This is a genomic window from Lentzea indica (assembly GCF_012184385.1).
In the GTDB taxonomy this organism is placed as follows: Bacteria; Actinomycetota; Actinomycetes; order Mycobacteriales; family Pseudonocardiaceae; genus Lentzea; species Lentzea indica.
Genome location: NZ_VSRL01000259.1, coordinates 1 through 12,226 on the forward strand (window position 1 = coordinate 1; position 12,226 = coordinate 12,226).

Consider the following 12,226-nt stretch of genomic DNA (forward strand, 5'->3'; position numbering starts at 1 on the left):
CGAACGCGGGCTGGTCGCTGACGCGGGTCATCGGGCCCTGCGCGATCGGGTAGCGCAGGCCCGGCACGCGGTCGCAGAACGGCCCACCGGCCCGGATCGAGCGGTGGTCGGCCGCCTGCGCGAGATTGTCGCGAATGCCCCGCTGAATCGCGCCGACCACGCCACCAACGGTCCCAAACGAGACGCGGTTGAATTCGGCGAACGCGCCTTCCTGGCCAATTTCAAGCGTGTTCTGACGAACATGAACGCGTAACCCGTCGTTCACGACGGTGTCAGCGCCGTCCATCATCCGGACCGCGTTCACAATTTCACCGGAAATGTGTTTCCGCGCCTCGGCGACCAGTGTGAGCTGGCCTTCCAGCACCACTCCTCGCGCCCCGCCGGCGATGGCCGCAGCAGCCGTGTCGGGTCCGATCGAGCCGGCCACCCAGACCGGCAGATCGGTCAGCGCGAGCACCTGCTGGAGCAGCACGAACGCGGGCGAACCACCCACCCTGCCGCCTGCTTCAGCACCTTTGGCGATCAGCCCAGCCGCCCCGAACTCGATCGCCGCAACGGCCTCGGCCACTGAGGTGATCACCGCAAGAACGTTGCGTTCACCCAGTTCAGCCCGGTTCGGGACATGCCGAACAAGATCGATCAAAACCGTGTCGACGGCCTCGGGCAACGCGACCGTCAACGGCCCATGCAGCCGTACCCCGAACGCGCGCGTGTGACGCGCGATGACGCGATCGAGGTCGGAGGCAGCGTTCGGCCCGAGGTCGAGCACGCCAAGTGCGCCCGCTCGTTCGGCCGCGACCACGAGGGCTGGGTTGGGGGCGCTGAACGGACTCAGACACAGCACCCGTTCTCGATCCGACAGCATGTTCACTGCGCTCGCTTCCTCACCGTGCAGGGGTGGGGAGAAAGGAATTCAGTACGCTACCTACTGGCCAGTACGTTAGTGGGGCTCACCGTACGCACAAACCACGGGTGCCGTCGAGAGGGGTGGTGAAACTTTCTCACCTGCGTAACCTGACGAATGGCCCCAGATGGCGGGGCCCATTACGCCGGTTCGCGGATGGCGCGGTGTGCTATGGCATCAGGAGCACCGGTTTGACCACCTCCCCCGCCTCCGCAGCGCGACGGTGGTCAGCGTCTCGAGCTCGTGGCCGGGCGCGGGCGCGCTGAGCGGCCGGAACGGCTCGTCCAGCGCGACCGCGTGCCGGTAGTCGGGCAGGGCGGTGAGCACCGCGACTCAGAACAGGCCGTTGGAGTGCGGCAGCGCGGCCGGAACGGGCGCGATGACGACCCAGTGCTCGACGATCTTGCCGTCCCGCACCCGGAACAGGTCCCAGTACGCCACCGGCTCGCCGAACTCGCCTTCCGACTGCAGCAGCACGAGATCGCCCTCGGCCACGACCTTGTGCACGGTCTTGTACACGAGGTTCTTGCCCTGCTCTGCCCACTTCGCCGCCGCGGCACCGAACCCGTCGAGCCCGTCCGCGGCCTCCGGGTTGTGCTGGAGGTAGGTCTCGGTGGAGATGTAGTCGGTCAGCACCGAGTAGTCGGCGTCCTGCAGGATCCGCTGGGCGAACTCCTCGACCAGCGCACGGTTCCGCTCCGTGTCGGCGGTCGCGGGCCGGCCAGGTCCGTCCGTCTGGGACCGGCCGCTCGCCGTCTGCTCGACCACGGGCGTGAGCGCGTCCCAGTGCTCGGCGAGCTTGCCGTCCGTCACCCGGAAGAGGTCGAACGCGACCAGCGGCTGTGGCCCGAAGCCGTGGTAGACCCCGTGCAGCGCAACGAGATCACCGTCCGCGATCACGCGCGCCAGTTCGTAGCGGAAGCCTTCCGGCAGGTTTGCCACGAGGCCGCGCAACGCCTCGGGTCCGTCCGCGATCAGCGAGCTGTGCTGGCGGTAGTCCGGCGCGACCCAGCGGTCCACAGCGGACGGGTCCTTGTCACCGAAGAGTTCGCCTGCGGCCTTGAGCACGAGTTCCTTGTTGTCCATGGCTTTCACGATGTCCCACCGGTGCTTCGGGAACGAGGTAGCGTCATGCCTCACCATGGTCAAAAGTGGACAGGTCGCGCAGTTCGGCTTCAGCAACCCCGACCGGGATCAGCTGGGTCTCGAGGTGCTCGACCTCGCCGTGCTCCGCCGCAGGCTCACCGACGCCACGCTGACGAAGGTGCACCGCACCGACTTCCACCAGCTGTTCCTGGTCACCGCGGGGCACGCCACCACCATGGTCGATTTCGTGGACCACCCGTGCTCGCCCTGCACGTTGCTCCACGTCAGCCCCGGCCGCGTGCTCAGGCTCCCCGACGGCGACGCACAGGCGTTCATGGTCCTTTTCACCCCGGCGTTCCCGCCGCCGCTGGACGGCACGCGGCAGTTGCTCAGCCCGTTCAGCCCCGTGCGGCGATCCGTTCCCCAAGCGGAGCAGGCGGTCATCACCCGTGCCGTGCAGGACCTGAGGCAGGAGTACCGCCGCAACGTGCTGACGAACGAGCCGGTGGACCTGCTCCGCCAGTTGCTGGGCGCGTTGCTGTTGCGCCTCGCCCGGCTGCCGATGGGTGCGGATCTTGGGCCCGGTGACGGCCGTTTCGAACGCTTCCAGCTGGAGCTCGAGCGTTCGTTCGCATCGACGCGCAACGCCGCCGAGTACGCGGCGCGCATCGGTTACTCATTGCGCAGCCTCAACCGCATCTGCCTCGCCGCGACAGGCCGGTCGGCGAAGTCGCTGATCGACGCCCGCGTGGCGCTGGAGGCGAAGCGGCTCCTCGTGCACACCGACCTGTCCTCGGCGGCGATCGGTCACCGGCTCGGGTTCAGCGAGGCAACCAACTTCACCAAGTTCTTCACCCGCGAGACGGGAATGTCACCAGGCGCGTTCCGCCAGTAGCCGGTCGATGGTGCAACTCGCGATGCCCGCGAGGAACTTGTTGGTCTCGCGGTAGTACGGCAGCGCGAGCACCGCGAGGTGCAGCGCCCAGCCACGTGCACGTGCCCAGGTCGCGTCGTCGAACTCGCTCATCTCGCGCTGGAACGTCCGCCTGCCGCGTTCGTCGAGGTAGAGCCAGGCGGTCATGAGGTCGGCCGCGGGATCGCCGGCCCCCGCACAGCCCCAGTCGATCACGCCGGTCAGCTCACCGCCGGTGAACAGCAGGTTGCCCTCGTGCAGATCGGCGTGCAGCCAGCGGGCGGGCTGATCCCACCGAGGTGCTTCGAGTGCCTGCTCCCAGATCGCGGTGAGCCTCGGGTCTCCGCCGAGCTTGGCGATGCAGCCGCGGACGGGTTCGTCGTCGTCTGAGGCGTCCAACCGGCCGCGGTAGGTGGTCCACGGCCGACCCGTGGCGTCGATCCCGTGGAGTGCGTGGATCAGCTTGGCCAGCCGGATCGGAGTGTCCTCGTCGACGGCCTCGACCGGGGCGATGCCGCCGTCGAGCCACCGCACCACCGACCACTGATACGGGTAGCTCTCGGTGGGCTCGCCGAGTGCGACCGGTTCCGGTACGGCCACCGGGAGATGGGGCGCGAGCAGCGGCACTGTGGCGGCTTCCTTGCCCGCTTCGTCCTTCGACCACTCGAGCCGGGGTAGTCGCACGGCCAATTCGTCGCCGAGCCGGTACATCGCGTTGCTGGTGCCACCGTGCCTGACCTCGCTGATCGGCAAACCGTCCCAGCACGGAAACTGCGCGCGGATCAGTTCGTCCACAAGGGACACATCAATGGCGGTCTCGCCGTCGAGCATCGATCAACTCCCCAGAGGCCCGGTGCTTCTGCATGCAACACCGGGCCTGCGGGAGGAGCAACTTCTTTTTGTCACCCGGCCCGTCGATCGGCCAGCCGCACCACGTTCGGCGAACGTTCGACCCGGACCCTGCCTGTTGAGGCCACCAGGTACCCGACGCCGCGCACGGTCTGGATCACCTCCGCCGCGTCGCCGAGCTTCTGCCGCACCCGCCGGACGTGCACGTCGACGGTGCGGGCGCCGCTGTAGACGTCGTCGACTTCCCACACGGCCGACAGGAGCTCACGGCGGCGGTGCACGCGGTCTGGGTTTTCACACAGGTGCAGCAGCAGCTCGAACTCCAGCCTGGTGAGATCGACGGGCACGTCCCGGAGCAGCACCTGCCGCGTGTGCGGCAGGATCCGGACGTCCACGTCTTCGGCCACTGCTTCGGTGGTCGGCGCGAGGCCCACGTCTTTCAACGCGCCGAGGAGCCTCAGTGCGATCTCCTCGTCCTCGGTGTCGATGGTGATGCTGAACCGCATGACGGGTCGCCTCCTCGATCAGGTCTTCGGCAAGCCGACAGGATTGATCTCCGAGGTGGGCACGGCCTCGTCGGAGAGACCCCAGCGCTTGAGCACCTCGGCGTACTTGCCGTTCGCGATCAGCTGGTTCAGCGCCTCCTGGACCGGCGCGATGAGACCGTTGTCCTTCTTGGTGGTCACCGCGATCTTGCCCTGAACCGAGGCGCCACCGGAGAAGGTGCCGATCACCTCGGTCTGCCCTGACGTCGCCGCGTGGTAGGCAGAGGTGGGGTTCGGGCCGAGGTAGGCGTCGATGCGCCCGGACTGCAGGGCGAGGTAGTAGTCCGAGGAGTTCTGGAAGTACTTGATGTCCGTGGCCGGCAGGCCTGCCGCGACGTTCCCGGCGTTCCAGTCGACCAGGATCTTCTCCTGGTTGGTGCCGGAGGCGACGGCGATGACCTTGCCCGCCACGTCCTTCGGCTCCCGAACCTTCCAGCTGCCGCCCTTCTTCGCCTCGAACGCCAGCGTGTCCAGGCGATAGGTGGCGAAGTCGTACTTCTCCTTGCGCGCCTCGGTGACCGTGATGTTCGACAGGCCCACGTCGAAGCTGCCGCTGTCCAGGCCGACGAAGAGGTTCTCCCACGAGGCCACCTCAAGGCGAGGCTTGAGGCCCAGGACGTCGGCGACCAACGACGCGATGTCGGTCTCGACGCCGATCACGGTCTTGTCGTCGGTGGCGTAGAACCGCAGAGGTGGTGCTGTGCCGGCTGATCCGCCGATCACCAGCTCTCCTTTTGCCCGGAACTTCTCCGGCACCTTCGAGGCGATCTTGTCGTCCTTCTGAGCCGTGACGCGGTTCTGGTCCGGGCCGAGGTTGACGTTCAGGCCACCGGCGGCGGGCTCGCTCTCTGCCGTTCCGCAGGCGGCGAGGACGAGGGCCAGAGCGGCGAGAAGTGGCTTGCGCACAACAGACTCCTTCTAGAGAACCTTGGAGAGGAAAGCGCGGGTGCGTTCGTGGACCGGGTTGTCCAGCACCTCGCCGGGCGCTCCTTCTTCGACGATCACGCCCTGGTCGAGGAACACGATCCTGTCGGCCACCTCGCGGGCGAAGCCGATCTCGTGCGTGACCACGACCATCGTCGTGCCGGAGCGGGCGAGGTCGCGCATCACGTCGAGCACCTCACCGACCAGCTCCGGGTCCAGGGCGGACGTGGGTTCGTCGAACAGCACGACCTTCGGTCGCGTGGCAAGGGCTCGCGCGATCGCGACGCGCTGCTGCTGGCCGCCGGACAGCTGACGCGGGTACGCGTCCTCCTTGTCCGCCAGGCCGACCCGTTCCAGGAACCGTCGCGCCTCGGACAGCGGCGCGACCTCCGCGATGTTCTCCAGCACCGTGAGGTGCGGGAACAGGTTGAAGTTCTGGAACACGAACCCGATGTGCCTGCGCTGCTTGAGAATCTCGCGTTCCTTGAGCTCGTACAGCTGCTCGCCACGGCGCCGGTACCCGACCAGGTCGCCGTCGATGCTGACGAACCCGCGGTCGACCTTCTCCAGATGGTTGATCGTGCGCAGCAACGTCGACTTGCCGGAGCCGGACGGGCCGAGCACGACCACAACCTCGCCGGCCTCAACCTCCAGCGACACCCCGCGCAGCACCTCGTGCGAGCCGAAACTCTTGTGCACGCCCAAAACCTCGATCACCGGCGGTCTCCTCGCGCGAAGTAGCGCTCGACGTAGTGCTGGCCGATCGAGAGCAGAGTGGTCAGGATGATGTACCAGACGGTCGCGACCATCAGCAGCGCGACGACCCGCGCGTTGCGGCCGTAGATCACCTGAACCTGGTAGAACAGCTCGCCGATCGCCATCACCGACACCACCGACGTGCCCTTGAAAAGGCTGATCACCTCGTTCGCGGCGTTCGGCAGGATCGCGCGCATCGCCTGGGGCAGCACGATCCTGCGGAACTGCCTGGTCTTCGGGATTCCGAGCGCAGCTGCGGCTTCGAGCTGACCGGGGTCGACGGAGATCACGCCGGAGCGCACGATCTCGGCGGCGTACGCGGCCTGGTGCAGAGCGAGTCCGACCACCGCCGCGCCCATCGGACTGATCAGCTCGACCGTCTCGAAGCTCACGAGCTCCGGACCGAACGGGATGCCGAGCGAAAGCCGTTGGTAGAGATAGGAGATGTTGAACCAGAACAGCAATTGCACGATCAACGGGATCGATCGGAACGCCCAGATGTAGGTCCAGCCGACGGCCTGCAGGAACCGGCTGCGCGAGAGCCGCAGCACCGCGACCACGATGCCGAGCGCGAACCCGAGCACCGTGCCGAGCACGGTCAGCACGATCGTGGTGCCGACCGCGGTGAGGATCGACTCGGCGGTGAAGTACCTGGCGAACGTCGGCCAGTCCCAGCCGGGGTTGGTGACCAGGCCGTGCACGAACTGGGCCACGAGCACCAGCACGGCGACGACACCGACCCACCGCCACGGGTGGCGCGCGGCGACCACCGGCAAGGAGGAAAGATCGTCTGATCTGTCCTTTGAGGACACGATAGTGAGCGTGCCGGAAGAGGGCATGGCGGATCCTTGGGAGAGGCGAGGGAGGGCCGAGAGACGAGGTCAGCCCGTACAGGCGGCGCTGGACACGCGGCCGTGGTCGATGTGCCTGCGGGAGGACAGGAACAGTGCGAAGCCCATTCCTGCCCTCCCTTCCCTGCGCTCTGATGAGAGCACGTGCAGAACGTGGCTCACGTTAAGGAGGGCTCGATCGCCTGGGCAAGGACGTCCACGTGCTGAACAACCATCGGACACCGAGGCGGTCCCACAGCGTCGGCCGGAACAATTTCATGCTTGCGCTTCAGCCCGTTCCGGTGCCACGATCTTCCGCATGTCGACTCGAAAGGGCGTGCGCGCCCTCGCGCTGTGAGCGCACCGGGCGGGCTCAAGGCCCGCTCCCCCGACGTTTCCCAGCTCCGCGATGACTGGCTCGCCCATGCGCTGAGCACTGCACCCGCAGATCGTCCTGCGGCCGAAGAGGCCGTGGCTCTGCTGTACGCGGCCACCGGCAGGCCACCTCCTCGGTTCGTGTGGGTGCGTTCCCCTGGTGAGGCCGCGAAGGTGTTGCCTCCCAAGGAAATCACCCGCTTCACCGGTGACTGGCAGTCGGCGGAGGCACAGATCGCCGCGCTGGCTTCCGACCTGCGCTTCCGCCTGCGGCAGAGCTCCGAGTGGAAGGGCCAGGCCCATCAGGTCGCGGAGTTCCTGCGGCTGCGGATCCGCGAAGGCCTTGTACCAGCGGTGAAATCGACCATGCCGGTGTCACTCGGCCTGAGCTGGTCCGGTCAGCACGACGCCGACTGGCAGGCCGAGCTCGATGTGCACCACCGCGTTCTCGGGGCGCGCTTCAGCCGGCACGACCTGGCGTTGCTCGACGTGTGGGAGACCCTCACACGCTCGACCGGCTGGTGGTGGCCGCGCGAAGACGTCTGTGTGATGGCCGAGCGGCCGGTGGCCGTGCACGTCGACGCGGATTCCCTGCTGCACAACGACAACGGGCCCGCCGTGACTTTCGCGGACGGCAGCTGCGCGTACGCGTGGCACGGCAGTCCACTGACGCTCGCCGCCACGGCGCCCGACCCCGCCAACCCGGGCTTCGAGCTGAAGCTCTACGACCTGCCCGAACGCGCTCGCCTGTTGACCGTCGTCAACGGCTCGGTCGAACGTGACGGCACCCGCCGCCGCTACGGGCTGCGCGTCCCCCGGTGGTTCCGCGACCCGATCGCGGCCGCGGCCTGGACCTACGGACTCGGGCCGGACCACTACGCCCAACTCCTACGACGCACCTAAAACACACCATGAACCTTGCTGAACTCGTCGACCGCACCAGCGTCGACACGCTCGACCACCTCGAGCGCGAAACCACCGTCCCCGTCGTCGACGGCCTGCAGGCCCAGGGCGACCTGATCGTCATCCCGTTCTCGATGTTCGCCGGCCCACCGGAGCAGAACGCGTCCCGATGGGTACCGGCGGAAGGCATCCACCTCGTCCAGGGAGCCGACGGCCGCAACCCGCACGTCCTCGTCGCCGATCCGGGCACCTGCACGTGGTCGCCCGCCGGGGACCCGGAACTGGGGCTCGGCATCGTCGAGAACACCGCACCGGTCTACCTGCTGCATCCCGAGCACGGCGGCACCGGCATCGCGCCGGGCCGCTGGGTCGTCCGGCAGCAGCGGGAACGCACCGGCTTCGTCGCGGACTGACCGTGTTGCCCTGACATTCGGGTTGCCCTGACATCGGGGTTGCCTTGACGTGAGCGTCAAGGTTTAGCGTTCAGTCCATGAGGATCGGCGAACTGGCCAAGCGAGCCGGCACCACCACGCGTGCGCTGCGCTTCTACGAGTCCCAGGGGCTGCTGGAAGCGCAGCGCACGTCCAACGGCTATCGCGAGTACGACGACCACGACCTGCGGCTGGTTCGAGAGATCCAGTCGTTGCAGGCGGTCGGACTGTCACTGGAGGACACCCGGCCGTTCGTGGCGTGCCTGCGCGCGGGTCACGAGTCCGGTGACTCGTGCCCGGACTCGCGGGAGGTCTACCGGCGCAAGCTCGCCGAGGTGGACGCGTGCATGGAGCGGCTCCAGACAGTTCGGGAGTTCCTGCTGGCCAGACTCGCCTTCCAAGACCGGTGCCTCGTGCCAGAACCCAAGGAGTTCCAGTGCAGCAGCTGACCGACGCGACGTTCGCCTCCGAAGTGCGAACCGGCACCGTGCTCGTCGAGTTCTGGGCGCAGTGGTGCGGACCGTGCCACATGCTCACGCCCGTGCTCGACGAGATCGACCGCGAGCGCGACGATCTGACCGTGCTCAAGATCAACGCCGACGAGAACACCGCCACCGCACGCGATTACCAGGTCATGTCACTGCCAACGATGTTGCTTTTCCGCGACGGCGTGCCGATCCGCCAGATCGTGGGAGCGCGTCCCAAGTCGCGTCTGCTGGCCGAATTGGATGACGCACTGGCGGGCTGAGCCGCTTATCTTGGGCGCATGCTCGGTCTCGAACTCGTGGTGGTGCTGGGCGTGTGCATCCTGGCGAGCACCGTCGCGTCCGGACGGTTGCGCCTCGCCGCCCCGGTGCTGCTCGTCCTCTGCGGCGCGGTGCTCGGCTTCGTGCCGGGCCTGGAGTCGGTCAGCCTCCCGCCGGAAGCGATGCTGCTGATCTTCCTGCCCGCGTTGCTGTACTGGGAGAGCCTCAACACCTCACTGCGGGAGATCCGCAGCAACCTGCGCCCGATCGTGCTGCTCAGCACGCTGCTCGTGCTCGCGACCGCCGGATCGGTCGCGGCGGTCGCCACGCGCTGGGCCTCGACTGGGGCCCGGCGTGGGTGCTCGGCGCGGCACTGGCCCCGACCGACGCGACCGCTGTCTCGGCCATCGCGCGCGGCATGCCACGCCGCACCACGACCATCCTGCGCGCCGAGTCGCTGATCAACGACGGCACCGCGCTCGTGATCTACGCGATCGCGGTCGCCATCACGACCGGCGAGCAGCAGTTCAGCACGGGCCTGGTCGGGGTGCGGCTGCTGCTGTCCTACGCGGGCGGCGCGCTGGCGGGCCTGATCGTGGCGTGGCTGGCGGTGCAGGTGCGCAAGCGGCTCGACAACCCGTTGCACGAGAGCGTGGTCAGCATCCTCACCCCGTTCTCCGCCTTCCTGCTGGCCGAGGTGGCGCACGGCTCCGGCGTGATCGCCGTGGTCGTGTGTGGCCTGACGCTGTCGCAGGTAGGCCCGCGCATCGTGCCGGCCGACACCCGCCAGCAGAGTTCCGCGTTCTGGGTCATCGCCACGTTCCTGCTCAACGGCGCCCTGTTCGTCCTGATCGGACTCCAGGCCAACGGCGCCGTCCGCACGCTGGACGGCTCCGAGATCCTCACCGCGTTCGGCGCGATCGGCCTGGTGGCGTTGACCGTCGTGGGCACTCGCCTGCTGTGGAGTTACACGACCCCGTACGTCATCCGCGCGATCGATCGCCGTCCACAGCAACGACTCCGACGCGTGGGCGCCCGCCAACGCCTGGTGTCGTCCGCCGCCGGGTTCCGCGGCGCCGTGTCGCTAGCAGCGGCGCTGGCGGTTCCGGAGACGGTCGTCGGCGGCGGGCCGTTCCCGTTCCGCGAGGAGATCATCCTCATCACGTCCGGTGTCGTGGTGCTGACGTTGATCGTGCAGTCCGTTCTGCTGCCGACGATCATCCGGTTCTCCCGCCTGCCCGAGGACACCGCAGTGGACGAGGAGCTCCGGCTGGCCCAGTCGACCGCGTCCGAGGAGGCGTACGAGGCCCTGCCCCGCCTCGCCGACAAGGTGGGCGTGAGCGACGTCGTCTACAAGCGGGTGCGCGCCGAGTACGAACACCACCTGGAGGTCAGGCGGGCCAAGGAGGCCGGTGACGAGGAGGTGGCGCAGTCCGAGCTCGAGTACACGGCGTTGCGGCTGGAGCTGATCGCGCACAAGCGGGCGACCGTGGTGCGGTTGCGCGACGAGCGTGCCATCGACGACATCGTGCTGCGGGCCGTGCAGCGGCGGCTCGACGTCGAGGAGGTGCGGCTCTCCCGGCGTGAGGTCGAGGAGGACTGACATATCCTCGGTTCCATGATCAAAGCACGTGACCGTGTGCTGGGCCGGATCGCCGACCACCTCGTTTCGGTTCGGCCCGGGCATCCGTTGCGGGTTGCCGTGGACGGGATCACCGCGGCGGGCAAGACGACTTTGGCCCGTGAGCTGGCGGCGGCGGTCGTTTCTCGCGGGCGCCCTGCTGTGCACCTGTCGATGGACGGCTTCCACAACCCGCGTGCCGTTCGGCATCGGATGGGACGGGACTCGGCGGACGGCTACTACGCCGACGCCTACGACTTTGTGTCGTTCTCCCGGTTGGTGCTGGAGCCGCTCGGGCCTGACGGGGATCGGAAGTACCGGCAGCGGATCATCGACCTCCCCTCGGACACGCCGATCGACGAGCCGCAGGTTCTCGCCCCTGAGGACCTGGTTCTGGTGGTGGACGGCAGCTTCCTGCAGCGAGAGCTGGTGTGGGACGAGGTGGTCTTCGTCGACACGCCCTTCGATGTCGCGCGAGACCGCGGGACTCGACGGGACACGGAGCTGCTCGGCGGACTCGACCAGGCTCAACGCGCCTTTGACCAGCGGTATCACGCGGCCAGCCGCCGGTATCTCGACGAGGTCGGTCCGGCTGCTCGCGCTTCGGTGGTGCTCGGCAACTCCGACGTCGCGAACCCGGTGCTGCGGCGGATCGGTGGATCTGCTGGCGCGGTCGTGAACCTGTTCTCGTACGGGACGCTGCAGACGCCGTCGGTCCAGGTCGAGCACTTCGGGCGGCAGCTGACCGGTTCCGCGGACGTCCTGCCCGGCCATCGGCAGGACTGGGTGACGATCACCGATCCGGCTGTCGTGGCGGTCAGCGGGACGGACCGGCATCCGATCGTCCGGCACACCGGCGATCCCGCCGACACGACCGCCGGCACGGTTCTCGAAGTGACGACCGAGGAACTTGCCGCCGCCGACATCTACGAGGTCGACGACTACCGGCGAGCGCTCGTCCGGCTCGGTTCCGGCGTGGACGCCTGGGTCTATCTCGCTCAGGAGTAACGGTTCCGCATGAAGCCGGACCTGCTCTGGCCGAACATGTTCATGGTGTGCATGGCGTATCCCGCGGTTCCGCTGTCGGTCCACGCCTGCACTTTGCCGAGGTTGCTCGCCAGGGTGATCAGCTTCCGGAACGTCACCTGGTCCTCGTGGAACTGAGGGGCCGGGATGTGGGCGTGGGCCGCGCGCAGGATCTCGACGTGGTCGGCGAGCCGCCGCCCGACCGCGACGTCGTGAGAGCTAGTAGACCGTCGCGGCTAACTCTTGGGGTATAGGTGGCGGAGCCGGGTGCGGGCGTTGTCGGTGGTGAACTGCCAGTCGACTCCGCGCTGGTTGGC

Annotated in this window: 17 protein-coding genes; 8 read left to right on the top strand and 9 right to left on the bottom strand. The window is 68.0% G+C overall.

Going from position 1 to position 12,226, the window contains the following annotated elements; genetic code table 11:
- The 3 genes from FXN61_RS40350 to FXN61_RS40360 form a co-directional block, all read right to left on the bottom strand.
- Positions 1–871: nitronate monooxygenase family protein (locus FXN61_RS40350; protein WP_512698765.1), on the bottom strand; the 871-nt coding region annotated here is incomplete at its 3' end.
- A gap of 210 nt (positions 872–1,081) precedes the next feature.
- Positions 1,082–1,231: a hypothetical protein gene (locus FXN61_RS40355; protein WP_167979152.1), complete on the bottom strand. Its 150-nt coding sequence runs from the start codon at positions 1,229–1,231 to the stop codon at positions 1,082–1,084.
- A 6-nt stretch (positions 1,232–1,237) separates the two neighbouring features.
- Complete coding sequence (locus FXN61_RS40360; RefSeq protein WP_167979164.1) at positions 1,238–1,990, bottom strand: nuclear transport factor 2 family protein; 753 nt, start codon at positions 1,988–1,990, stop codon at positions 1,238–1,240.
- Positions 1,991–2,045: 55 nt separating this feature from the next.
- Between FXN61_RS40360 and FXN61_RS40365 the strand changes: the two genes are divergently transcribed.
- Positions 2,046–2,885: a helix-turn-helix domain-containing protein gene (locus FXN61_RS40365; protein ID WP_167979153.1), complete on the top strand. Its 840-nt coding sequence runs from the start codon at positions 2,046–2,048 to the stop codon at positions 2,883–2,885.
- Here FXN61_RS40365 and FXN61_RS40370 read toward each other — a convergent pair.
- The 5 genes from FXN61_RS40370 to FXN61_RS40390 all read right to left on the bottom strand — a co-directional run bounded on the left by FXN61_RS40370 (position 2,862) and on the right by FXN61_RS40390 (position 6,789).
- A complete protein-coding gene (locus tag FXN61_RS40370; protein WP_167979154.1) occupies positions 2,862–3,734 on the bottom strand; it encodes an aminoglycoside phosphotransferase family protein in 873 nt (290 codons plus the stop codon). The genes FXN61_RS40365 and FXN61_RS40370 overlap by 24 nt on opposite strands.
- 71 nt (positions 3,735–3,805) lie before the next feature.
- The gene (locus FXN61_RS40375; protein ID WP_167979155.1) at positions 3,806–4,258 is read right to left on the bottom strand and encodes a winged helix-turn-helix domain-containing protein; all 453 of its coding nucleotides are present in this window, start codon (positions 4,256–4,258) and stop codon (positions 3,806–3,808) included.
- Positions 4,259–4,276: 18 nt separating this feature from the next.
- Positions 4,277–5,203 (bottom strand): ABC transporter substrate-binding protein, encoded by a 927-nt coding sequence (locus FXN61_RS40380; RefSeq protein WP_167979156.1) that lies wholly within the window; start codon positions 5,201–5,203, stop codon positions 4,277–4,279.
- 12 nt (positions 5,204–5,215) lie between these two features.
- Positions 5,216–5,938, bottom strand: a complete 723-nt coding sequence (locus FXN61_RS40385; protein ID WP_167979157.1) for an amino acid ABC transporter ATP-binding protein — start codon at positions 5,936–5,938, stop codon at positions 5,216–5,218.
- On the bottom strand, positions 5,935–6,789 hold the full coding sequence (locus FXN61_RS40390; RefSeq protein WP_312878372.1) for an amino acid ABC transporter permease: 855 nt from the start codon (positions 6,787–6,789) through the stop codon (positions 5,935–5,937). The genes FXN61_RS40385 and FXN61_RS40390 overlap by 4 nt, the downstream gene beginning before the upstream one ends.
- A gap of 372 nt (positions 6,790–7,161) precedes the next feature.
- On the opposite strand from FXN61_RS40390, the gene FXN61_RS40395 reads away from it, so the two are divergent.
- The 7 genes from FXN61_RS40395 (at position 7,162) to FXN61_RS40420 (ending at position 11,891) form a co-directional block, all read left to right on the top strand.
- Positions 7,162–8,085 carry a DUF6745 domain-containing protein gene (locus FXN61_RS40395; RefSeq protein ID WP_167979159.1) on the top strand — a complete coding sequence of 308 codons (924 nt, stop codon included), beginning with the start codon at positions 7,162–7,164 and terminating at the stop codon, positions 8,083–8,085.
- Positions 8,086–8,093: 8 nt separating this feature from the next.
- Complete coding sequence (locus FXN61_RS40400) at positions 8,094–8,498, top strand: DUF8820 family protein (RefSeq protein WP_167979160.1); 405 nt, start codon at positions 8,094–8,096, stop codon at positions 8,496–8,498.
- Positions 8,499–8,575: 77 nt separating this feature from the next.
- Positions 8,576–8,965, top strand: coding sequence for a MerR family transcriptional regulator (locus FXN61_RS40405; RefSeq protein ID WP_167979161.1), 390 nt, complete (start codon positions 8,576–8,578; stop codon positions 8,963–8,965).
- On the top strand, positions 8,953–9,264 hold the full coding sequence (gene trxA, locus FXN61_RS40410) for a thioredoxin (protein ID WP_167979162.1): 312 nt from the start codon (positions 8,953–8,955) through the stop codon (positions 9,262–9,264). Before FXN61_RS40405 ends, trxA begins: the two co-directional genes overlap by 13 nt.
- 18 nt (positions 9,265–9,282) lie before the next feature.
- Positions 9,283–9,723, top strand: coding sequence for a cation:proton antiporter domain-containing protein (locus FXN61_RS54890; RefSeq protein ID WP_281360833.1), 441 nt, complete (start codon positions 9,283–9,285; stop codon positions 9,721–9,723).
- The gene (locus FXN61_RS40415; RefSeq protein WP_312878373.1) at positions 9,621–10,865 is read left to right on the top strand and encodes a Na+/H+ antiporter; all 1,245 of its coding nucleotides are present in this window, start codon (positions 9,621–9,623) and stop codon (positions 10,863–10,865) included. Before FXN61_RS54890 ends, FXN61_RS40415 begins: the two co-directional genes overlap by 103 nt.
- Positions 10,866–10,880: 15 nt before the next feature.
- Positions 10,881–11,891, top strand: a complete 1,011-nt coding sequence (locus FXN61_RS40420; protein WP_188136009.1) for a gamma-glutamylcyclotransferase — start codon at positions 10,881–10,883, stop codon at positions 11,889–11,891.
- On the opposite strand, the gene FXN61_RS40425 is transcribed toward FXN61_RS40420, so the two are convergent.
- Complete coding sequence (locus FXN61_RS40425) at positions 11,882–12,028, bottom strand: hypothetical protein (RefSeq protein ID WP_167979163.1); 147 nt, start codon at positions 12,026–12,028, stop codon at positions 11,882–11,884. The two genes, FXN61_RS40420 and FXN61_RS40425, sit on opposite strands and share 10 nt — an antisense overlap.
- Positions 12,029–12,226: the final 198 nt, after the last annotated feature.

Excerpts from the sequence above, each read along its gene's own strand:
- FXN61_RS40360 (WP_167979164.1), bottom strand. The coding sequence starts at position 1,990 with ATGGACAACAAGGAACTCGTGCTCAAGGCCGCAGGCGAACTCTTCGGT.
- FXN61_RS40365 (WP_167979153.1), top strand. The coding sequence starts at position 2,046 with ATGGTCAAAAGTGGACAGGTCGCGCAGTTCGGCTTCAGCAACCCCGAC.
- FXN61_RS40370 (WP_167979154.1), bottom strand. The coding sequence starts at position 3,734 with ATGCTCGACGGCGAGACCGCCATTGATGTGTCCCTTGTGGACGAACTG.
- FXN61_RS40375 (WP_167979155.1), bottom strand. The coding sequence starts at position 4,258 with ATGCGGTTCAGCATCACCATCGACACCGAGGACGAGGAGATCGCACTG.
- FXN61_RS40400 (WP_167979160.1), top strand. The coding sequence starts at position 8,094 with ATGAACCTTGCTGAACTCGTCGACCGCACCAGCGTCGACACGCTCGAC.
- FXN61_RS40405 (WP_167979161.1), top strand. The coding sequence starts at position 8,576 with ATGAGGATCGGCGAACTGGCCAAGCGAGCCGGCACCACCACGCGTGCG.
- FXN61_RS54890 (WP_281360833.1), top strand. The coding sequence starts at position 9,283 with ATGCTCGGTCTCGAACTCGTGGTGGTGCTGGGCGTGTGCATCCTGGCG.
- FXN61_RS40420 (WP_188136009.1), top strand. The coding sequence starts at position 10,881 with ATGATCAAAGCACGTGACCGTGTGCTGGGCCGGATCGCCGACCACCTC.